Genomic DNA, 21,256 nt, shown 5'->3' with positions numbered 1-21,256 from the left:
GCCCATCACCTTAACCAGCGCTGCGAGCGACCAGGGCACTACCCACGGACAGGACGAACGCGCCTGACCTCGGCCCTGGTGCGCACGAGCGGACTAGGTGCGCGGCTTACGCCGTTCGGTGCGCGGACGTGCCTCGCGGTCGCGGCGCGGGCCGCGAGCGTTCAAACGCTGCGCCGGTGCGCCCTGGTCGGGCGTCAGCTGGATCAGCACACCGCTGATCCTGGTGCGCCGCAAGGCTTCCAGCGTTTCGTTGGGCAGGTTGGCAGGCAGCTCGACGAGGCTGTAGTCGGGCCGGATGCTGATGTGACCGAAGTCGCTGCGACGCAGGCCGCCCTCGTTGGCGATGGCGCCGACGATCGCGCCGGGCACCACGCGGTGCCGCTTGCCGACGCTGATCCGGTAGGTGGCGAGTTCTTCGCCGTTCTCCCGGTTGAACGACGGCGGACGCGGGGCGCGGTCCTCGTCGTCGTAGCGGCGCGGTGCGCGCTCACGGTCGCGGTCGTAGTCACGCTCGCGGCGCGGGGCGGGCTCCGGCTCGGGCGACATGAAGAAGTTGTCGCCGTCGTAGCCGCCCACGGCCAGTGCCGCGGCGATGTCGGCGAGCGGGGTGTTGTGCTCGGCCTCGTAGTCCTCGATCAGCTTGCGGAACAGCGCGATGTTGTCCGAGGCCAGGTTCTCGGTGATCGAGTCACCGAACTTGGAGGCACGCGTGGCGTTCACGTCGTCGACGCTCGGCAACTGCATCTCGGTGAGCGCGCTCTTGGTGGCCCGCTCGATCGACTTGAGCAGGTGACGCTCGCGCGGGGCCACGAACAGCAGCGCCTCGCCCGAACGGCCGGCCCGGCCGGTGCGGCCGATGCGGTGCACGTAGGACTCGGTGTCGTGCGGGATGTCGTAGTTGACGACATGGGAGATGCGGTCCACGTCGAGACCACGCGCGGCGACATCGGTGGCGACCAGGATATCGATGCCACCCGCCTTCAGCTGGCCGATGGTGCGTTCACGCTGGTTCTGCGCGATGTCACCGTTGATCGCGGCGGCGGAGAAACCACGCGAGCGCAGCTTCTCGGCCAGCTCTTCGGTGGCCTGCTTGGTGCGCACGAAGATGATCATCGCCTCGAAGGTTTCGACCTCGAGCACGCGAGTGAGGGCATCGAGCTTGCGCTGATGCGACACCTGCACATAGCGCTGGGTGATGTTGGAGCTGGTCTGCGTCGTGGACTTGACCGTGATCTCGACCGGATCGTTGAGGTACTGCTTGGAGATCTTGCGGATCACACCCGGCATGGTGGCCGAGAACAGCGCGACCTGCTTGTCCTTGGGGGTGTCACGCAGGATGCGCTCGACGTCTTCCTGGAAGCCCATCTTGAGCATCTCGTCGGCCTCGTCGAGCACCAGGTAGCGCAGCTGCGAGAGGTCCAGCGTGCCCTTCTCCAGGTGATCGATCACGCGGCCGGGCGTACCGACCACGACGTGCGCGCCACGGCGCAGACCCGACAGTTGCACGCCGTAGCTCTGCCCGCCGTAGATCGGCAGCACGTGCAGACCCGGGATGTGCGAGGAGTATTTGCCGAACGCCTCGGCGACCTGGATCGCGAGCTCACGAGTCGGCGCGAGCACCAGGGCGCTCGGCTTGCGCTGCGCGGTGTCCAGGTTCATCAGGATCGGGATCGCGAATGCCGCGGTTTTGCCGGTGCCGGTCTGCGCGAGGCCCACCACGTCGGCGCCGGAGAGCAGCGGGGGAATCGTCGCCGCCTGAATCGGGGACGGCGACTCGTAGCCCACATCGGCGATGGCCCGCAGCACGCGGTCATCGATCCCGAGATCGGCGAAAGTCGGGCCGGTGTCGTTCCTGTCGTTGTCGGCAGGAACGCTGTCGACCTCATTTGTACTCATTGACCACGAGTTTACTGCCTGGCGGTAGCTGCCCCAACCACCAGGTGAATACGGTGAGACCTATGCAACTGCGCGACGGGTCAGCACATCAGGAACTTCAGCCGGTGACAGTAGGGATCGCGGTGGTCCAATTCGCCCCCGGAACCGATCCCGAAAACAATCTGTCGACCCTGCGAGAACACGTGCGGACGGCGGCCGCAGCGGGTGCGCGCGTGGTGCTCGCGCCCGAATACTCGATGTTCGCTGTGACTCGGCTCGATGAGCGGGTGGTGGCGATCGCGCAACCGCTCGACGGTCCGTTCACCAGTGGACTCGCGGCGCTCGCCGCCGAATTCGGCGTATTCCTGGTTGCCGGTGTGGTGGAGTTGCCGTCACCGGGGGCGACCCGGATCAGTAATACCCTCGTCGCGCACGGGCCCGACGGCGCGCGCGTCGCGGTGTATCGCAAGGTGCATCTGTATGACGCGTTCGGTCATCTGGAATCGGATGTGGTGGCAGCGGGGCCGCTCGTCGCGCCTGCGACTTTCGCTGTCGACGGTGTGGTATTCGGCATGCAGACCTGTTTCGATCTGCGATTTCCGGAAGGGTGTCGGCGTGTCGCGGCGGCGGGCGCACACGTGTTGCTGCTGCCCGCGCAGTGGATTCCGGGACCGGCCAAGGTCGACCAGTGGACGACGCTGCTGCGGGCACGCGCCATCGAGAACACGGTGTACGTGGCCGCGGCCGATCAGTGCGCGCCACGCGGCGCGGGTTCGTCGATGATCATCGACCCGGCGGGCACGGTGCTGGCCGAACTGGGCGATGAACCGGGCGTGGCCTCGGCAACGGTCGACACGGCGCATCTGGCCAGGGTGCGCACCGCCAATCCCAGCCTGTCGCTGCGACGGTTCACCGTTTCCGAGGCGTCCGGAGCGGAGTAGCGTTCGAGGCGATGGTGTACCCCGATCGGGCAGCGGCGGGCCGCGCTCTCGGCACGGCCCTCGAACACCTGCGGACCACCCGTCCACTGGTGCTCGGGTTGCCTCGCGGGGGTGTGCCGGTGGCGGCGGCGGTGAGCGCGGCGATCGGCGGGGAACTCGATGTCCTGCTGGTCCGCAAGCTGGGGCTGCCGTCGCAGCCGGAGCTGGCGATGGGGGCGCTCGGGGAGAGCGGACTGCTGGTCCTCAATCGTGACGTCGTCGACCACAGCCGGGTGAGCGCCGAGGCGTTCGACGAGGTGGAACTGGCCGAGCGGGCCGAACTACGCCGTCGGCAGGCGGTCCTGCGGGTCGGCGACTCGATTCCCCTGGCGCGGCGCACGGTGGTGATCGTCGATGACGGGATCGCGACCGGGGCCACGATGGTGGCCGCGTGCCGGGTGGCGCGGGCGCAGCGGCCGGATCTGCTGGTGGTGGCCGTGCCGGTGTCCGCGCCCGAGGCGGCACGGCGGGTCGAGCGCGAATGTGATGAGCTCGTCTGTCTGTGGACGCCCACCGACCTGGGTGGAGTCGGCATGGCGTACAGCGACTTTCACCAGCTCGACGATGACGAGGTGATCGCGCTCCTGCGCTGAGACGCCTGTCGACCTCAGCCGAAGCACTGACCTTCGCCGCGGTAGGTGGGAACCGTCGTGCGGGTGCCCGCCTCGTCGACCAGATGGAGCTCGGCGAAGCGTTCGCACAGTTCGCCCGCCTTGGCATGGCGGAACCAGACACGATCACCGATCTCGAGTTCGGCGCCACCGGCCAGCGGCGTCTGGACTTCGCCCGCGCCTTCGGAGCCGAGCAGCTTCAGCCCGGCGGGCCACACGGGGACCGGGACGCGGCTCGGACCCGCGGGGCCCGACGCGATGTAGCCGCCCGCGAAGACGGTCGCGATGGTCGGTGCGGGTTTGCGCAGGACCGGGGTGGCGAAGAACAGCGCGGGGCGGGGCGTGAACGAGCGGTAGTGGTCGAACAGGGTCGGCACGTAGAGGCCGGAACCGGCGGTCACCTCGGTGACATCGGGATCGGTGATCGAGACTTCGATCGAACCGGTGCCACCGCTGTTGACGATCTCCAGCGGGCCCGTCACCGCCCGGACAGCATCGACCACCCGGGTACGGCGGCGCCCGATTTCGAGTGCGGACAGGCGTTTCACCACGCGCACCGCGGGGTTGCTGTCGGGCAGTCCGGCGATCTGCGACTCGTAGGTCATCACACCGACCACAGCGAACCCGCGCCGCAGCGCCTCGGCGGCCAGCGCGGCGGCGTCCTCGGGGCTGCGCACGGGCGAGCGCCGGGCACCCAGGTGCAGGGGGCCGATCCGCAAAGCCGCGTCGACGTCGAGGCAGACGCGGGGGTGGACCAAGTCGGTGCCGAGCGCGGCCCGGGTGAGTTCGAGCTGGGCGACATCGTCGATCATCAGCGTGATCGCCTCGAGCAGGGCCGGGGCGGCAGCCAGTTCGGCCAGCGCGGCACGGTCGAGAACCGGGTACCCGAGCAGCACGTCGCGGGCGCCGAGGCGGACCAGCCAGATGGCCTCACGCAGCGAGTACGCCATGATCCCGGCGAAGCCGTCGCGGGCGGTCAGTCCGTCGCCGAGTACACGCTCGAGCACCGCCCGGCAGCGCACGGATTTACTCGCCACCCGCACCGCGATGCCGTTCGCGCGCCGGACCAGGTCGGCGGCGTTGCGGTCGAGCGCGGTCAGGTCGACGGCGGCCAGCGGCGGGTCGAGCTCCGCGGTCGCCGCGTGCAGATGATGCAGCGATGTCGTCGGTGTCACACGACTACTGAACCACCTATTTGGTCAGTCGTCCAGCATTGCGCGTCAGCTTTCGACCGCCTTCAGCGTCAGGCAGCCGACCAGGTCGTCGATCACCACGAGGATCGTCTCGTCGTTGCCGTCGGCCAGCCAGCGCAGCACCGCGCCGTGGAACACCGACACGAGGTAGCCCGCCACCGAGTCGACCGGCTCCAGCCACTGCGTGCCGGACAGGCGCGCACACATCCCGAGGAAGTCGGCGGCCTCGTCGTCCATCTCGCGGAACATCGCGACGGCGGTCGGGTCGCCGATGGTGTCACCGGTGGGCGCCCACCGCAGACGCAAGGTCTGCAACGCGGCTTCATAGGCGGCGATTCGCCGGGCTGGCGCGGCCTTCACCAACGGCCAGTAGGTGCTGAGCCCGGCATGTAAGAACACCCGCAGCGCCCGAACGCCGGTAGCGTCCGAACTGGCGGCGGCTTGTTCGACGGCATCACATACGGCGGGCCGTAGCGAAATTTCAGTTAGTTCACGGCTGGCGCTCAACGACGACTCCTCGGCAACAAATATCGCTGCCCGCGGCGATGCGAGCTTGGTGGTCACCGAGCTCGATCTTAGAAGGTTTTCAGGATTCACGAACTGGTTCAGCCATCCTTTTCAGACTGAAAGATTGTTTTGTTATCCGAATGCGACCTTTTGTAAAACCGACCATACGGCCTCAATTTGTCGCATTCCTGGATATCCGACACCCCCGCGCCGGAATCCGCGCACCTGGTCGATTGTACAAGTAGGCCCTGGTCAGCTCCGTGGGTGTGAGCGACGACGCTCCGGAGGTGTGTGCGACGGCACAGTGGCACCCACCGGAACGGACGCAACACATCCGGTGACCGATCCGCGAACTCGGCGCGGCGGCGACGGAGTCGCCGATAACCTGGTCAGGTGACTCTTTCGCCTCCTGCCGACCAGTTCGCTCTCAGCGGCACCTTCAATTTCCGCGATGTGGGCGGCCTGCGCACCGCCGACGGCACCACCGTTCGCCCCGGCGTCCTGCTGCGGTCGGCCCAGCTGAGCGGTCTCGACGACAAGGGGCACGACACCCTGCGTGAATTGCGGGTCACCGATGTGCACGATCTGCGCGGCATCGTGGAGATCGACCACATCGGCCACGACACCCTGCCCGGCGACGTACGGCTGCACGTGACGCCGTTCGATTCGCGGATGGAAGAGGCGCCGCCGCACGAGGCGAAGACCGTCTCGGCGTTCGCGCACATGATCGAGGTCTACCGCGCCTTCCCGACGCTGCCCGAGGCGCACACCGCGATCGCCGAGCTGGCCGGCTCGGTCGTGCGTGGCGACGGCGCGGTGCTGGTGCACTGCGCGGCGGGCAAAGACCGCACCGGCTGGGCCGTGGCCACGCTGTTGCGCGCGGTCGGCGTTACCGAGGAGGACGTGTACACCGACTTCCTGGCCAGCAACGCGGCGGTCGAACCGCTGCGCAGGCTGCTGGAGCCGAAGATCGGCAACGGCGACGCGCTCTCCGACGACCTGCTCGGCGTCCGCGAGGAATACCTGCGCACCGCCGACGCCAGCGTCCGCGAGACCCACGGCGACATCGAGACCTACCTCACCACGGTCGGCCTCACCGGCGACCTCCGCGATGCCCTGCGGGCGCGCCTGCTCTGACCCGCCCGGATCAGAGCCCGCTGACGCGACGGCTCGGGTCCACCCGAACCAGTCCGTCGGCATCGATGCTCACGAAATCGCCCGTGTGGAACCAGCTTCCGCTGAATCGGGCGGCCGAGGCGTCGGGGTTGTTCCAGTAGCGGCGGCTGACATTCGGTCCGCGACACAGCAATTCGCCGTGGCCGGTGCCTGCCTGCGGGCCGGCCAGGGCCAATTCGGTGCCGCCGAAGGCGAATCCGAGGGCAGATCCGGCGTCGACACGCTCGGTGTCGTCGACCACGAGGCCGATTCCGCTGGTCTCGGTGGCCCCCCAGACCGACCACTGCTTGGCCGCGGGGAACAGCCCGCGCAACGCGGCGGTGAGGGTGGCGGGGGCCGCCGCGGCGGCGCGTTCGGAGCGGTGACAGGCCTTGCTGATCCGGCGTACACCGGCGCCGGCACGGCGGGCGACGAGTTCGGGTACCAGCCCGGCGAGGATCCGCGGCGTCCCCGAGACGGTGTCGATCCGCTCCCGCACCAGCACGTCGGCGAGACTGCGCGCACCCGGCGCGAGCACGACTGTGCCACCCACCGCGAAGGTGGGCAGCAGCTGATCCACGCACCCGCTGGCATGGGCGAGCGGCAGCAACACCAGATTGCGCAACCCGTCGGCGGGCAGCCCGAGCGCGCCGACCACCGACGACACCGCCGACAGCAGGTTCTCGTTGGACAGCTCCACACCCGCGGGCATGGACCGACGGGTGCCGGTGTAGCAGATCAGCGCCGGATCATCCAGGGCCGCACCGTCATCGATGTAGGCGGTGCTGTCGGGCAGCGGGCCGTCGGGGCCGAGGACGAAATCGGCTCTGCTGTCGGCGATCACGCGGTCGGCGATCGCGGCGGGCAGGGCGTCGGGCACCAGCACCGGCACCGCACCCGAGAGCAACGCGCCGAGAAACGCCTGCACCCAGCGCGCGCTGGTCGGCATGTGCACCGCGACCCGATCGCCGTAGCCGATGCCGTGACCCTGCAGGCCGCCCGCGATCCGCGAGGCGCTGTGCCAGAGTTCGCGGTAGGTCAGCCGCGGCCCGCCGACCTCGACGACCGCCTCCCGATTCGTGAACGAGTGCACGCGCAGGTCCAGCAGTTCGGTGAGGGCCGGGCTGAGGTCGCCGTAGCGCAGCACGCCGTCGGAGCCCCGCCGCAGCTGCGTTGCCGCACTGGTGGCGGGGAACTCGAAGACGGCCGCGCCCGGTTCGTGCTCGCCATGACCCATCCGGACCTCCGTACGTCGATACAGCCGCACCTGTGACTATATGACGTGGATCACATCGCTGTCAGGCAGTCGGCGCGCTCATTCGCCGCGATAGGTCGCCTTACCCGGTCCGATATCGAGAAAGCTGCGGACCGCGCCGCGCAGGTCCGCGGTGGCGAACAGCTCGCCCGAGACCTCCGGCGTCACCGAATCAGCGTGTGCCACACCGCCGGAACGCCACGCCTCGATGATCTGCTTGGTCGCCGCGTGCGCGCGTGTCGGGCCGTCGGCGAGACGGGTGACCAGCGCGCGAGCCTCGGTCTCCAGGTCCTCGTGGACCGCGTTGACCACGCCCCACTCGGCCATCGTCGCGGCAGGGTAGAGGTCGCCGGTCATCACGAACTCGCGGGCGCGGCCCGAACCCGCCCGCTCGGCGAGCCGCTGCGGCCCGCCCATCGACGGCGTGAGCCCCACCACGGTCTCCACCAGCCCGAACTTCGCCTTCGGCGCGGCCAGGATGATGTCGCAGGCCAGCGAGATCTCGAAGGCGGCGGTCAGGGTCAGCCCGTGCGCGGCGAACACCACCGGACACGGCAGCGCTTCCAGGGGGTGGATGATCTGCTCGAACAGCTCACGCCACAGCTGCGCGCCCTCCTCGACGGTTCGGCCGTCGAAGATGTTCACGTCGACTCCGCCCGAGACGACCTTTCCCTCGGCCCTGATCAGCAATGCCCGCGGCGGCAGCCGGCGCACCGCGGCGATATCGGCGATCAGCGACGCGATGAGTGTGCGATCGAACAGGTTCAGCGGCGGGTGGTCGAGGGTGATTGTCGCGAACTCGGCACCGGCTTCGGTGAAATCGCGGATGAGTCGGGTTGGCTGGTTTTCACTCATCGGGTCAGCGTAGAACCCGGGCCCGCGGCCGACAGCGTCAGTCGGACCGGCCGACCGGAATCGGTCGCGCACGTCACGGAACCGCGGGCTGTCGGTGGTCGTTGGCATGATGAGCTCTGGGGCGCGCAAGTGCCCTACAGTTCGACTCGTTGGGGCGAAGAGGAGGACGACGCCGTGTTCAAGAACGCGATCGAAAAAGCCGTGGTCGATGTGCTCGACACCGGATCGAAGCTGCAGGCGCCGGCCGTACGCCGCTATGTCGAGTTCCTGCGTGAGCGTCATCCCGGGGAGAGTCCGGCCCAGATCGTGACACGGCTCGAAAAGCAGTATCTGCTCGCCGTCACCGGCAGTGGCGCCGCGGTCGGCGCCACCGCGGCGGTGCCCGGGGTCGGCACGATCGCCGCGCTCGGGGCCGTGAGCGCCGAGACCGTGTTCTTCATGGAGGCGTCGGCGCTGTTCACCCTGGCCCAGGCCGCGGTGCACGGCATCGAGCCCGAGAACAAGGAAGCCCGGCGCGCGCTGGTGCTCGCGGTCGTGCTCGGTGACGCCGGAATGGCGATCGTGCAGAAGGGGCTGAGCACCCAGTCGAAGAACTGGGCGGGCGCGCTGGCAGGCAAGGTTCCCGGCCTCGGCGGGATCAACAGCAAACTGCTGCAACAGTTCATGAAGCGCTTCATCACCAAGCGCGCCGCGCTGATGGCGGGCAAAGTGCTGCCCGCCGGCATCGGCGCCGCCATCGGTGGCGCGGGCAACCGGGCGCTGGGCAAGGTCACCATCGAGAACGCGCACAAGGCTTTCGGCCCCGCGCCGGCGATGTGGCCCACTCCGCTGCACAACGTGATCGACGCCGATCCGCTGCCCGCGATCGGCACCGGCAAGGTGAACAAGAAGTGAGCAGGAGCCGCGGCGGTGACGCTGTGCTGGTGCGTGGCGTCGGCAAACAGTTCGGTCCGGTGAGCGCGGTCCACGAGATCGACTTCACCGTCCCGGCGGGGTCGGTCACCGCGCTCGTCGGTCCCGCGGGGGCAGGCAAGTCGACGGTGCTGCGGATGGTGCTGGGACTCCAGCAGCCGACCACCGGCGATATCGAGGGCCCCGGCCACGGTCCCGCCGCGGTCGGGGCGGTACTGAGCCCCCGTGGGCTGCATCCGGCACGCACCGTGCGCGAGCAGCTGCGGTGCTACGCGCCGGTCGCGGGCGCGTCCCGTCGCCGGGTCGCGGCGGTGCTCGACGAGACCGGACTCACCGCCGTCGCCGAAACCGTGGTGGCGCAGCTGCATCCGGGTCAGCAGACGCGTCTGGCCTTGGCCATGGCGTTGCTGGCCGATCCCCCGCTGCTGGTGCTCGACGATCTGTTCGCGGGTGCGAACGGCATCGAACGCGGCTGGCTGCACGAGCTGCTGCGCCGCCAGGTGAACCGCGGCGGCACCGTGCTGGTGAGTTCGGACGCACTGGCCGATGTGGTGGCGAGCGCCGATCAACTCGTGGTGCTCAGCGAAGGCACTGCCGTCTGGCAGGGCGCACCGGCCAAGCTGCGCCGCGGCCACCCCGACCGGCTCGTCGTCGCCGCGTCCCCGTCCATCGCACTGGCGACCGCGCTGGCGGGACGGGGCTTCACCGACGCGGTGATGCGCCCCGACGGCCGGCTGGCCGTCGCCGAGGCGGACGAGGCCACCATCCGTGCCGTCGCGGAGCTCGCGCAGGTCCGGATCGGCAGCATCGTGGCCGACCCCATCCACCCCGACCGGGTGCTCGCCTCGCTCACCAAACCCCGCCGTCACCGGCACACCGTGCCCACGCCGAATCCCGCCGCGTACGCCCCGGCGCCGACCTCGTATGGGATGCCCCGATGACCACCTCCGTGCTGCCCGCCGATCTCGTTCCCGGTATCGACACCGAGGCGCGCAAGATCGTCGCGCTGCGGCAGACCCGGTTGCTGCTGGCCGCGCCGATCGCGCTGGCACTGGTCGGGACGCTGATCACCGCGATCATGTCCGGGCCGGCCGATCCGAAGGGTCAGCCCGCGACCGGCGCCGCCACGGTCGGGCTCTACCTCGGGATGATCGCGGTCTTCGTGGTCGCCGCACTGCTCGGCATCGCCGCCACCGGAGGTGAGTACCGGCACAAGACCATGGCGCTGAGCGTGCTGTTCGCGCCCGATCGCGACCGGTTGGCCATCGTGAAATACCTCGCCACCGCCGCGTTCGCCTTCGCTGTCGCGCTGGCCGCCGAGCTGGTGAGCTTCCTGGTGCTGCTCGTCGCGGCGCGCGGAAAATTCGCACTCGGCTGGCAGCTGATCGAGGTGCTCGCCGCCGGTCTGCTGGTCGCCATGTGCTGGGCGGTGCTCGGCGCCGGAATCGGGCTGCTGCTGCGCACCTTCAGCGGCGCGGTGTGGCTGGTGCTCGGCTGGGCGTTCGCGCTCGAACCGCTGATCTGGGTGGTGGCCAAGGGTTTCGGCGCGGGCGGATTCGCCGCGCTGCTGCCCGTCTCGGCCACCGTGGCCGGAGTGAGCGCGGGCTCATTCGACGAGGCCGAGGTCTTCGCACCGACACCGGCGGCCCTGGTGGTCCTGCTGCTGTGGACCGCAGCGGTCGGCGCCGCGGGGTGGTGGGACCTGCGCAACCGAGACCTGTAGTGCCCGCGACCGCGGGTTCGTCGGGCTGGATCCGCAGGCTCTGGCGGCTGTGCCTGGAACATCCGCGGCTGCTGGCGGGCATCGTGGTCTCGGTGCTGGCGGGTGCGGCCGTCGCGATCGCCGCACCGCTGGCCACCAAACGCGCGGTCGACGCCGCGCAGGTGGGCGACACCGCGGTGATCGGCAGCGCCGCCGCTGTACTCGCCGGGCTGGCCGTGACCCGGTTCGTCGTCACGTTCGCGCGCAGGCTCTGGGCGGGCAAACTGTCGCTGGAAGCGCAACACAGCCTGCGGATTTCGCTGCTCGCCGCCCTCCAGCGGCTCGACGGCGCGGGTCAGGACGCGATCCGCACCGGACAGGTGGTGTCGCGCTCCATCACCGATCTGCAACTGGTGCAGGGACTGCTGGCGATGGTGCCGTGGTCGGGACTGGCCGTGTTGCAGTTCGTGCTGTCGGCGGTGGTGATGGTGTGGCTGAGTCCGCCGCTGGCGCTGGCCGCGCTGCTGGTCGCGCCCGCGATGGCATTGATCGTGTTGCGGATGCGGCCCCGGCTCTACGCGGCGACCTGGTCGGCCCAGCAGCGCGCGGCCGACCTCGCCGAACACGTCGAACAGACGGTGACCGGAGTCCGGGTGGTGAAGGGATTCGGGCAGGAATCCCGGATGGTCGACATCCTCGAAGACCACGGCCGGCTGCTGTTCGCCGAACGGATGCGCGCCGCGCGGATCAATGCCAGGTTCGCGCCGGTGGTGTCGGCGCTGCCCCAGGCCGGGCTGGTCGCGGTGATCATCGTGGGCGGGGTGCTCGCCGCACACGGCGCGATCGGCATCGGCACCTTCCTCGCGTTCACCGCCTATCTCGCCACCATGACGTCCTCGGCCCGCACGATCACCTCGGTGGTGATCATGGGTCAGCTCACCAAGGCCGCCGTCGATCGGGTCTTCGGGGTGATCGACGCGGCGCCGATACTCGTCGATCCAGCGGACCCCACCGAGCTGCCGCCGGGACCACTCGGGATCGAATTCGATGCTGTCGGTTTCGGTTTCGAACCGGATCAACCGGTGTTGCAGGAACTCGATCTCACCGTGCGCCCGGGCGAGACGGTGGCGGTGATCGGCCCGGCGGGCTCGGGCAAGTCCACGCTCTCGCTGCTGCTCCCCCGCTTCTACGCACCCGATACGGGCCGGATCAACCTCGTCGGCGCCGACGGCACCCGCGTCGACCTGGCCGACCTGCGCGCCGACGAGCTGCGCGGGGCGGTCGGTGTCGTCTTCGACGATCCGTTCCTGTTCTCCGACACCATCGCCGCCAACATCGCGCTCGGCAGGCCCGACGCCACCGACGCGGAGATCGCGGCGGCCGCGAGGGCCGCCGCCGCGGACGAGTTCATCGCCGCACTGCCGGAGGGCTACGACACCGTCATCGGCGAACGCGGGCTGACGCTCTCGGGCGGTCAACGCCAGCGCATCGCCCTGGCCAGGGTGCTGCTCACCCGTCCCCGCGTGCTGGTGCTCGACGACGCCACCTCCGCGGTGGACGCCGTCACCGAAGCCGAGATCTTCCGTCGCCTGCCCGATCCGGGCGGGCGGACCACGTTGATCCTGGCGCATCGCGAATCGACGCTGGCCCAGGCCGACCGTGTCATCCGGTTGCCCGCACCCACCGGTTCGGTGGTGCCGACGGCTGCCGACCCGACCACCCCGCGCGACGACGCGGGCAGACCCCGATCCATGGCGTCGGCGTCGACCGACCTCAGCGAAACGCCGGAGCTGCGCGCCGCGGTCGACGCATTGCCACCGGCCACCGAAGACCCCGCCCTGCCCGGCGACCTGCGCGCACCCCAACCCGACTTCGGCCTGCGCGCACTGCTGCGCCCGGTCCGCGGCCTGGTGTGTGTGGTCGTCCTGTTGCTCGTCGTCGACGCGCTGGTCGGGATCGCCTTCCCGCCGCTGGTCCGCTATGCCATCGACACCGGTGTCACCGCCGGCGACGACACCGCGCTGCTCGTCTCGGCGGTGATCGGGATCGGTCTGGTGCTGGTCGGTCTGGTGGTCGGCGCCGTGGTCACCGTTCTCACCGCGCGCACGGGCGAGCGCGTGCTGTTCGGTCTGCGGGTGCGTAGTTACGCCCAGTTGCAGCGGCTCGGCCTGGACTTCTACGAGCGTGAACTGTCCGGCCGCATCATGACCAGGATGACCACCGACGTCGACGCGCTGTCGACGTTCCTGCAGACCGGGGTCGCCACCGGGCTGGTCGCGCTGATCACCCTGATCGGCGTCGCCCTCGGGCTGTTCCTCATCGATGCGGGGCTGGCCGTGGTGGTGCTGATCGCCGTCGCGCCGATGCTGCTGGCAACCCTCGCCTTCCGGCGGGTGTCCTCGGTCGCCTACACCGTCTCGCGCGAACGGGTCTCGGTGGTCAACGCCGGATTCCAGGAGAACATCGCGGGCCTGCGCGCCGTGCAGGCCGCCCGCTACGAGCCTGCCGCCGCGCGGCGTTTCGCCGAATACTCCCACCGCTATCGCGATGCCAGGATCCGCGCCCAGCGCGCGATCGCGGCCTACTTCTCCTTCGGCCTCGCCTGGGCCGACGTGGCCTTGGCCGTGGTGGTCTACCTGGGCGCCAACGCCGTCGCCGACGGGCGCACGTCCACCGGAACGCTGGTCGCGTTCGTGCTCTACCTCGGTCTGTTGTTCAGTCCCATCCAGGATCTGTCCCAGGTCTTCGACGGCTACCAGCAGGCCAGGGTCGGACTCCGGCGCATCGGCGACCTGCTGCGCACCACGTCGTCGATCGCCGCCGACCCACCCGACGCGATATCTGTCGATCGCCTGCGCGGTGAGATCGCCTTCGACGACGTTCACTTCCGCTACCCCGGTGCGAGCGCCCCCGCCCTCGACGGCGTCACCTTCACCGTTGCGCCCGGCGCGACGCTGGCACTGGTGGGCCCGACCGGCGCGGGCAAGTCGACGATCGTGAAGCTGCTGGCCCGTCTCTACGACCTCCCGCCCGACCCGGCGGCGGGCGCGATCCGGGTCGACGGTGTGGATCTGCGTAAATATGTCCTCACCGAGTACCGGACGCGGCTGGGAATTGTGCCCCAGGAAGTTCACTTGTTCACCGGCGACGTGGCGAGCAACATTGCATTCGGGCAAACATTTGCCACATCGGTGGACATCGCGATCGCGGCCGACACCGTCGGTGCGTCGGAAATGATCAATGGTTTACCTCGAAAAATGCATCATCCGGTCGGTGAACGCGGCCGCGGGCTGTCCGCCGGACAGCGCCAGCTGATCGCCTTGGCCAGGGCCGAACTTGTCGATCCCGACCTGCTGCTCCTCGATGAGGCCACCTCCACCCTCGATCCGGAAACCGAGGCATCGGTGCTGGTAGCGAGCCGATCGCTGACACGGGGGCGGACCACCGTGGTGGTCGCGCATCGACTCGCGACCGCGGCGCGCGCCGATCTGGTCGCGGTGGTCGAACACGGCCGTATCGTGGAATTCGGCGCACCGTCAGACCTACTCGCCAGTAACGGCCGGTACTCCCGACTCTGGGCGGCGGGGCTGGAGGCAGAGGGCATAGTGTCGACCCAAGACCGGTAGCGACGCCTGTCAACCGCTGGGCATATGCTCGGTGAGGGCGCATCGGCAGCCATCCGCTGATTCCCCTGCCGGGCACGTCACAAACGTCGCAGCGCGAAGAACGAAATGAGGCGAACACCAGCTGTGAGCAGCTCAACTTCCCAGTTCGGACAGAACCAGTGGCTAGTCGACGAGATGTATCAGAAGTTCAAACAGGACCCGTCCTCGGTCGACGCGAGTTGGCACGAGTTTCTCGCGGACTACACGCCAGAAGCCACCGAATCCGCTAACAGCCAGGCACCGGTCGCCTCCTCCGCTCCCTCAGCAGCCGCAGCCCCCAAGGCGGCTGCTGCGCAGACCCCGGCTCCCAAAGCCGTGGTAGCGACGGCACCGCCCAAGCCCGCCGCGGCTCCAGCCGCCGCTCCGGCTCCGGCACCGGCCGCCGCTCCGGCTCCGGCCGCCAAGACGGTGCGCGCACCGCAGACCACACCTGCACCGGTGTCTAACGCACCGGCCACCACCGCGCCCAAGGCTGCCGCCGCCGGTCCGGAGAACAAGGTGCTGCGCGGCCCCGCCGCCGCGATCGCCAAGAACATGTCGGCCTCGCTGACGATCCCCACCGCGACGTCGGTGCGCGCGATCCCGGCCAAGCTGATGATCGACAACCGCCTGGTGATCAACAACCACCTCGCCCGCACCCGCGGCGGCAAGATCTCGTTCACCCACCTGCTGGGTTACGCGATCGTGCAGGCGATCAAGACGTTCCCGAACCTGAACCGCCACTTCGCCGAGATCGACGGCAAGCCGAACTCGGTCACCCCGGCCCACACCAACCTGGGCCTGGCGATCGACCTCCAGGGCAAGGACGGCAACCGATCGCTGGCCGTGGCCGCCATCAAGGAAACCGAAGACATGAGCTTCGGTCAGTTCCACGCGGCCTACGAGGACGTCGTGCGCCGGGCCCGCGAGGGCAAGCTCGGTAACGACGACTTCTCCGGCGTCACCATCTCGCTGACCAACCCCGGCACCATCGGCACCGTGCACTCGGTGCCGCGCCTCATGCCGGGCCAGGGCGCGATCATCGGCGCCGGTGCGATGGAGTACCCCGCCGAGTTCCAGGGCATGAGCGACGAGCGGATCGCCGATATCGGCGTCGGCAAGCTGATGACGCTGACCTCGACCTACGACCACCGCATCATCCAGGGCGCCGAGTCGGGCGACTTCCTGCGCACCATCCACAACCTGCTGATCTCCGACGAGTTCTACGACGAGATCTTCCACGGCCTGGGCGTGCCGTACGAGCCGATCCGCTGGCGCAAGGACATCAGCGCGCGCGGGGTCGACAAGAGCGCGCGGGTGCTCGAGATGATCGCGGCCTACCGCAACCGCGGTCACCTGATGGCCGACACCGATCCGCTGCGCCTGGTCAAGGACAAGTTCCGCAGCCACCCCGACCTCGACGTCACCGAGCACGGCCTCACCCTGTGGGACCTGGACCGCACCTTCGACGTGGGCGGTTTCCACGGCCAGGAGCGGATGAAGCTGCGCGATGTGCTGTCGATCCTGCGTGACGCGTACTGCCGCCACGTCGGTGTGGAGTACACCCACATCCTCGAGACCGATCAGCTCAAGTGGATGCAGGAGCGGGTCGAGCAGAAGCACGTCAAACCGACTGTCGCGCAGCAGAAGTACATCCTGAACCGGCTCAACGCCGCGGAGGCGTTCGAGACCTTCCTGCAGACCAAGTACGTCGGCCAGAAGCGTTTCTCGCTCGAAGGCGCCGAGGCTGTCATCCCGATGATGGACGCCACCATCGACCAGTGCGCCGAGTACGGCATGGACGAGGTCATCATCGGCATGCCGCACCGCGGTCGCCTCAACGTGCTGGCCAACATCGTCGGCAAGCCGTACTCGAAGATCTTCACCGAGTTCGAGGGCAACATGAACCCGGCGGCCACCCACGGCTCCGGCGACGTGAAGTACCACCTCGGTGCGCACGGCCAGTACCTGCAGATGTTCGGCGACAACGAGATCGAGGTCTCGCTCACCGCCAACCCCTCGCACCTCGAGGCGGTCGACCCCGTGCTCGAGGGTCTGGTCCGCGCCAAGCAGGACCTGCTCGACAAGGGCGACGGCCCCGACGGCTTCTCGGTGATGCCGCTGATGCTGCACGGCGATGCCGCGTTCGCCGGTCAGGGCGTGGTGGCCGAGACGCTGAACCTGTCGGGTCTGCGTGGTTACCGCGTGGGCGGCACCATCCACATCGTGGTGAACAACCAGATCGGCTTCACCACGGCGCCGGAGAACAGCCGCTCCACCGAGTACTCCACCGACATCGCGAAGTTCATCGGCGCGCCGATCTTCCACGTCAACGGTGACGACCCGGAGGCCTGCGACTGGGTCGCGCGCCTCGCGGTCGACTTCCGGCAGAAGTTCCGCAAGGACGTCGTCATCGACCTCGTCTGCTACCGCCGTCGCGGGCACAACGAGGGTGACGATCCCTCGATGACCCAGCCGGAGATGTACGACATCATCGACACCAAGCGTTCGGTGCGTAAGGCGTACACCGAATCGCTGATCGGCCGTGGCGACATCTCCATGAAAGAGGCCGAGGACGCGCTGCGCGACTACCAGGGTCAGCTGGAGCGTGTGTTCAACGAGGTCCGCGAGCTGGAGAAGTACGTTCCGGAGCCGTCGGAGTCCGTCGAGGACGACCAGAAGGTGCCCGCCACCGTGGTCACCGCGGTCGACAAGTCGGTGCTGCAGCGCATCGGTGACGCGTTCCTGAACACTCCGGACGGTTTCAACGTGCACCCGCGCGTGAAGCCGGTGCTGGAGAAGCGTCGCGAGATGGCCTACGAGGGCAAGGTCGACTGGGCCTTCGCCGAGCTGCTCGCCTTCGGTTCGCTGATCGACCAGGGCCACGATGTGCGCCTGACCGGTCAGGATTCGCGGCGCGGCACGTTCACCCAGCGTCACTCGGTGATCATCGACCGGATCAATGCCGTCGAGTACACCCCGCTGCACAACATCGGTTCGGAGAAGCCGGGTTGGTTCGCGGTGCACGACTCGGCGCTGAGCGAGTACGCCGCCGTCGGTTTCGAATACGGCTACTCCCTGGGCAACCCCAACGCACTCGTGTTGTGGGAGGCGCAGTTCGGTGACTTCGTCAACGGCGCGCAGTCGATCATCGACGAGTTCATCTCCTCCGGTGAGGCCAAGTGGGGCCAGCTCTCCGACGTGGTGCTGCTGCTGCCGCACGGCCACGAGGGTCAGGGTCCCGACCACACCTCCGGTCGCATCGAGCGGTTCCTGCAGCTGTGCGCTGAAGGCTCGATGACCGTGGCGGTGCCGTCCACCCCGGCGAACTACTTCCACCTGCTGCGCAGGCACGCGCTCGACGGGATCCGTCGTCCGCTGATCGTCTTCACGCCGAAGTCGATGCTGCGCAACAAGGCCGTGGTGTCCGACGTCAAGGACTTCACCGAGTCGAAGTTCCGTTCGGTGTTCGACGAGCCCACCTACGAACAGGGCATCGGCGACACCGCCAAGGTCAAGCGCATCCTGCTGACCTCGGGCAAGCTCTACTACGAGCTGGCTGCGGAGAAGGCCAAGCACAAGCGCGAAGACGTGGCGATCGTCCGGATCGAACAGCTCTACCCGATCCCGACGTACCGCCTCAACGAGGCGCTGGCCAAGTACCCGAACGCGACCGACATCGCCTGGGTCCAGGAAGAGCCGGCCAACCAGGGCGCATGGCCCTTCTTCGGCCTCAACCTCCCCGAGGTGCTGCCCGAGCGCCTGGGCCGTCTGCGCCGCATCTCGCGTCGCGCCATGTCGGCCCCGTCCTCGGGTTCGTCGAAGGTGCACGCCGTGGAGCAGGCCGAGATCATCGGCGAGGCTTTCGAGCCGACCACGTAAGTTCCTCTCGCACAACGGCCTGCGCCGGGTGGATCATCGCGATCCGCCCGGCGTTCGCCGTTTCCGGACACTGTGGCGAGACATCGGTCACAGAGTTCTCTTATCCGGGTGGCAACGGTGCCACAGTGTGCCCCGGTAATGTCCGGCGCGAACTACCCCAAGGGGCCCGCCCTGATCTGGACTGAGTGGAGGGTGCGACGAAGGAGTGCCCGGAGGGAGGGAAGATCAGGGGCCCGAAGGGCCCCGCTCGAGCGCGCCAGCGCTCAGAAAACACAGGAGCGTGGCATGGCGAACGGACGTAACGGATACCTGCTGTTGGGCGGGATCGCGTCGGTGGGGGCGGGCGCCGTGCATTTCATGGCAGCGGGCATGCACACCGAGCACGCCACGCTGGCGCGGCTGATGGTGGTGCTCGCCGCGATCCAGTGCGCGACCGGGCTGGCGGTCTTGCTGAGCGAGCGGAAGGTGGTCGTGAGCTCGATGCTCGCGGCAAATGCCTTCGCCGCCGCGGTGTGGGCGTTCACCCGGTTCGCCGATGTGGGGTGGATCGCCGGGTTGACCGCGGAGTCACCGCAGGTGGCCGACACCGTGTGCGCGGTGCTGGGTGCGCTGGCCGCCGTCGCCGCGGGCATCGGCCTGCTCCGGCCCACCGCGACCCTGCCGCCGATGCGCTCCGGAATCGCGGCCGCCGCGGTGGGTGTGCTGGCGCTGGCGGCGATGCTCAACGGTGTCGGGCACGTCCACAGTCACGGCGACACCGGCGATCACGCGCATGCCGGCGGCGATGACCACGCGCACGGCGCGGGCGACGATCACGGCACCGAGGCGAACTGGCCGCGCCCGTGGGATCCCACGAAGCCGATCGACCTGTCGGGTGTCGCCGGTGTGACGTCGGACCAGCAATCGCGCGCGACCAACCTGGTGCGTAGCACGCTCGACGGCCTGCCCGCCTTCTCGGATGTGAACACCGTTGGCGCCCTGGGCTTCCGCTCGATCGGCGACTCGGCCACCGGGTACGAGCACTACATCAACATGAGCTACATCCGCGACAACAACTTCCTCGACCCCGCCCACCCGGAGTCGCTGGTCTATCGGGTCGACGGAACCGGCCGCACCCTCGTGTCGGCGATGTACATCGCCAACGGCAAGAAGATCGACGACCCGAGCCTGGTGGACTTCGGCGGGTCCCTGATGCAGTGGCACGTCCACGACAATCTCTGCTGGAAGGCGGGCGACAACGGCCCCGTGGTCGCCGGTGTCCTCGACGCCCAGGGCAATTGCCCGCCCAACTCCATCAACCCCGGCGCGGGCAATCCGATGGTGCACGTCTGGATCGCCCCGCATCAGTGCGGCCCGTTCGCGGCGCTCGAAGGTCATGGCGCGGGCCAGGCGAGCGCCGACGGCCGGCGCACCGACACGTGCAGTCACGACCACGGCGGCGGCCACAAGTAAGCGGTCACCTCTCAGCCGGTCTGAACCCAGCGGCGCAGGGCGTCGATGGTGGATTCCGGCGACGTGTTGAAACAGAAGCCGATTCCGGGCGCGAGGTCGGAGGCGACATTGATCAGCCGCTCGAACAGCAGGGTGTGTTCGGGCGCCATCCGCACACCCGCGCCGATCATCGCGACCCGGAACTCCCCACCCGCCGCGCATTCGCGCAGGACCGCCTCGGCCGCGTCGGGGTCGGCCGGGACCTGGCAGGAGACGATATCGAAACCTGCTTCGCGCAAGGCGGTTTCGCCTGCGGTGATGCGCGCGGTCAGGGTGGCTTCGTCGATCTGCGGGTAGCGCGTGTAGTCGACGGCGCTGGGGTGCAGACCGATCGACAGCACCGTGCTCGTCTTCGGTTGTGGCACTGGGCTCTCCGTTCTCATCAGATAGGTGGTGATGCCGAGGCCGGCGAGCACCGCCACGAGCAGGGCGCCCGCCTTCACCACGAGGTGGGGCCCGTTCGGTCGAAGAATCCGCCGGTCGGGCCGTCCCGGTCGGCCGTCGCCACGGCGACGACGGCGTCGGTGCCCTCGGTGACGGTCTGGAAACCACTGTGCCCGTTGAGGTCGGTGGCGGTGTAGCCGGGATCGATCGCGTTGACCTTCATCTCGCCGAGTTCGCTCGCGTACATGACGGTGAGCATGTTCAGCGCCGCCTTGGTGCTCGGGTAGCCGAGGGCGGGCGGCAGCAGGCCCTGCCACTTCGGGTCGGTGACCGTCGCGATGGAGCCGACACCGCTGGACACCATCACGATGCGGGGATGGTCGGACAACCGCAGCAGACCCACGAACGCGTTCGTCACCCGGACCGGGCCGAAGACGTTGGTCTCGAACACTTCTCGCAGATCATCGGGGCTGGTCTCGGAGGGTGCGCTACGGGGACCACCGATGCCCGCGTTGTTGATGAGCACGTCGAGGCGGCCCGCGGTGGCCTTCACGATGTCGGCGGCCGCGGCGACGGAGTCGTCGGAGGTCACATCGAGCGGGACGAATCGAACGTCGACACCGGCCGCGGTGAATTCGGCGGCGGCGGCCTCGCCGAGCGCGGTGTCGCGGGCGGCGAGGAACACCAGCCAGCCGGCTTCGGCCAGTCTGCGCACCGTTTCCCGGCCGAGTCCCTTGTTGGCCCCGGTGACCAAGGCAATCGTTGTCATGGCTCCAGAGTCACCCCGACCCGGCCCGGTCTCCAGTGCTG

16 protein-coding genes are annotated in these 21,256 nt (G+C 68.9%); 9 read left to right on the top strand and 7 right to left on the bottom strand.

Annotation, left to right across the window (positions count from 1 at the left end):
- Nucleotides 1-93 precede the first annotated feature (93 nt).
- Entirely contained in the window at nucleotides 94-1,896 is a 1,803-nt protein-coding gene (locus ACWFRF_RS26000; RefSeq protein WP_378993449.1) for a DEAD/DEAH box helicase, read from the bottom strand.
- A 62-nt stretch (nucleotides 1,897-1,958) separates the two neighbouring features.
- Between ACWFRF_RS26000 and ACWFRF_RS25995 the strand changes: the two genes are divergently transcribed.
- Complete coding sequence (locus ACWFRF_RS25995) at nucleotides 1,959-2,816, top strand: carbon-nitrogen hydrolase family protein (protein ID WP_452452699.1); 858 nt, start codon at nucleotides 1,959-1,961, stop codon at nucleotides 2,814-2,816.
- A gap of 11 nt (nucleotides 2,817-2,827) precedes the next feature.
- Nucleotides 2,828-3,448 (top strand): phosphoribosyltransferase, encoded by a 621-nt coding sequence (locus ACWFRF_RS25990; RefSeq protein ID WP_378993447.1) that lies wholly within the window; start codon nucleotides 2,828-2,830, stop codon nucleotides 3,446-3,448.
- 14 nt (nucleotides 3,449-3,462) lie between these two features.
- Here the strand turns inward: ACWFRF_RS25990 and ACWFRF_RS25985 are convergent, their stop codons facing one another.
- Together ACWFRF_RS25985 and ACWFRF_RS25980 are read right to left on the bottom strand one after the other, a co-directional pair.
- Nucleotides 3,463-4,641, bottom strand: coding sequence for an amino acid deaminase/aldolase (locus ACWFRF_RS25985; RefSeq protein WP_380347183.1), 1,179 nt, complete (start codon nucleotides 4,639-4,641; stop codon nucleotides 3,463-3,465).
- Between the two features lie 45 nt (nucleotides 4,642-4,686).
- Complete coding sequence (locus ACWFRF_RS25980) at nucleotides 4,687-5,223, bottom strand: TetR family transcriptional regulator (protein ID WP_378652196.1); 537 nt, start codon at nucleotides 5,221-5,223, stop codon at nucleotides 4,687-4,689.
- A gap of 336 nt (nucleotides 5,224-5,559) precedes the next feature.
- On the opposite strand from ACWFRF_RS25980, the gene ACWFRF_RS25975 reads away from it, so the two are divergent.
- Nucleotides 5,560-6,303, top strand: coding sequence for a tyrosine-protein phosphatase (locus ACWFRF_RS25975; protein ID WP_378993445.1), 744 nt, complete (start codon nucleotides 5,560-5,562; stop codon nucleotides 6,301-6,303).
- 10 nt (nucleotides 6,304-6,313) lie between these two features.
- Here ACWFRF_RS25975 and ACWFRF_RS25970 read toward each other — a convergent pair whose 3' ends face one another.
- The gene (locus ACWFRF_RS25970) at nucleotides 6,314-7,558 is read right to left on the bottom strand and encodes a class I adenylate-forming enzyme family protein (protein WP_452452696.1); all 1,245 of its coding nucleotides are present in this window, start codon (nucleotides 7,556-7,558) and stop codon (nucleotides 6,314-6,316) included.
- A gap of 78 nt (nucleotides 7,559-7,636) precedes the next feature.
- A complete protein-coding gene (locus ACWFRF_RS25965; RefSeq protein ID WP_378993443.1) occupies nucleotides 7,637-8,431 on the bottom strand; it encodes an enoyl-CoA hydratase/isomerase family protein in 795 nt (264 codons plus the stop codon).
- 174 nt (nucleotides 8,432-8,605) lie between these two features.
- On the opposite strand from ACWFRF_RS25965, the gene ACWFRF_RS25960 reads away from it, so the two are divergent.
- The 6 genes from ACWFRF_RS25960 (at nucleotide 8,606) to ACWFRF_RS25935 (ending at nucleotide 20,023) form a co-directional block, all read left to right on the top strand.
- Nucleotides 8,606-9,325: a hypothetical protein gene (locus ACWFRF_RS25960; protein WP_378993442.1), complete on the top strand. Its 720-nt coding sequence runs from the start codon at nucleotides 8,606-8,608 to the stop codon at nucleotides 9,323-9,325.
- On the top strand, nucleotides 9,322-10,284 hold the full coding sequence (locus ACWFRF_RS25955; RefSeq protein WP_452452693.1) for an ATP-binding cassette domain-containing protein: 963 nt from the start codon (nucleotides 9,322-9,324) through the stop codon (nucleotides 10,282-10,284). The genes ACWFRF_RS25960 and ACWFRF_RS25955 overlap by 4 nt, the downstream gene beginning before the upstream one ends.
- Nucleotides 10,281-11,066 (top strand): ABC transporter permease, encoded by a 786-nt coding sequence (locus ACWFRF_RS25950; RefSeq protein ID WP_378993440.1) that lies wholly within the window; start codon nucleotides 10,281-10,283, stop codon nucleotides 11,064-11,066. Before ACWFRF_RS25955 ends, ACWFRF_RS25950 begins: the two co-directional genes overlap by 4 nt.
- Entirely contained in the window at nucleotides 11,066-14,671 is a 3,606-nt protein-coding gene (locus ACWFRF_RS25945) for an ABC transporter ATP-binding protein (protein WP_452452691.1), read from the top strand. The genes ACWFRF_RS25950 and ACWFRF_RS25945 overlap by 1 nt, the downstream gene beginning before the upstream one ends.
- 174 nt (nucleotides 14,672-14,845) lie before the next feature.
- Nucleotides 14,846-18,571: a multifunctional oxoglutarate decarboxylase/oxoglutarate dehydrogenase thiamine pyrophosphate-binding subunit/dihydrolipoyllysine-residue succinyltransferase subunit gene (locus ACWFRF_RS25940; protein ID WP_452452800.1), complete on the top strand. Its 3,726-nt coding sequence runs from the start codon at nucleotides 14,846-14,848 to the stop codon at nucleotides 18,569-18,571.
- A gap of 285 nt (nucleotides 18,572-18,856) precedes the next feature.
- Nucleotides 18,857-20,023, top strand: a complete 1,167-nt coding sequence (locus tag ACWFRF_RS25935; RefSeq protein WP_379314648.1) for a hypothetical protein — start codon at nucleotides 18,857-18,859, stop codon at nucleotides 20,021-20,023.
- A gap of 11 nt (nucleotides 20,024-20,034) precedes the next feature.
- Here ACWFRF_RS25935 and ACWFRF_RS25930 read toward each other — a convergent pair whose 3' ends face one another.
- Both ACWFRF_RS25930 and ACWFRF_RS25925 read right to left on the bottom strand, forming a co-directional pair.
- Nucleotides 20,035-20,508, bottom strand: a complete 474-nt coding sequence (locus tag ACWFRF_RS25930; RefSeq protein WP_452452689.1) for a hypothetical protein — start codon at nucleotides 20,506-20,508, stop codon at nucleotides 20,035-20,037.
- Nucleotides 20,502-21,215, bottom strand: coding sequence for an SDR family NAD(P)-dependent oxidoreductase (locus tag ACWFRF_RS25925; RefSeq protein ID WP_452452687.1), 714 nt, complete (start codon nucleotides 21,213-21,215; stop codon nucleotides 20,502-20,504). The genes ACWFRF_RS25930 and ACWFRF_RS25925 overlap by 7 nt, the downstream gene beginning before the upstream one ends.
- Nucleotides 21,216-21,256 lie beyond the last annotated feature (41 nt).

The organism is Nocardia sp. NPDC055165 (genome assembly GCF_053606985.1).
The sequence above is the reverse complement of the archived record's forward strand: the minus strand, read 5'-3'. Positions and strand labels throughout refer to the sequence as shown.

What these genes read in the sequence shown, in the direction of transcription:
- ACWFRF_RS26000 (WP_378993449.1), bottom strand. Translation starts at nt 1,896, where the DNA reads ATGAGTACAAATGAGGTCGACAGCGTTCCTGCCGACAACGACAGGAAC.
- ACWFRF_RS25995 (WP_452452699.1), top strand. Translation starts at nt 1,959, where the DNA reads ATGCAACTGCGCGACGGGTCAGCACATCAGGAACTTCAGCCGGTGACA.
- ACWFRF_RS25990 (WP_378993447.1), top strand. Translation starts at nt 2,828, where the DNA reads ATGGTGTACCCCGATCGGGCAGCGGCGGGCCGCGCTCTCGGCACGGCC.
- ACWFRF_RS25970 (WP_452452696.1), bottom strand. Translation starts at nt 7,558, where the DNA reads ATGGGTCATGGCGAGCACGAACCGGGCGCGGCCGTCTTCGAGTTCCCC.
- ACWFRF_RS25965 (WP_378993443.1), bottom strand. Translation starts at nt 8,431, where the DNA reads ATGAGTGAAAACCAGCCAACCCGACTCATCCGCGATTTCACCGAAGCC.
- ACWFRF_RS25950 (WP_378993440.1), top strand. Translation starts at nt 10,281, where the DNA reads ATGACCACCTCCGTGCTGCCCGCCGATCTCGTTCCCGGTATCGACACC.
- ACWFRF_RS25940 (WP_452452800.1), top strand. Translation starts at nt 14,846, where the DNA reads ATGTATCAGAAGTTCAAACAGGACCCGTCCTCGGTCGACGCGAGTTGG.
- ACWFRF_RS25935 (WP_379314648.1), top strand. Translation starts at nt 18,857, where the DNA reads ATGGCGAACGGACGTAACGGATACCTGCTGTTGGGCGGGATCGCGTCG.
- ACWFRF_RS25925 (WP_452452687.1), bottom strand. Translation starts at nt 21,215, where the DNA reads ATGACAACGATTGCCTTGGTCACCGGGGCCAACAAGGGACTCGGCCGG.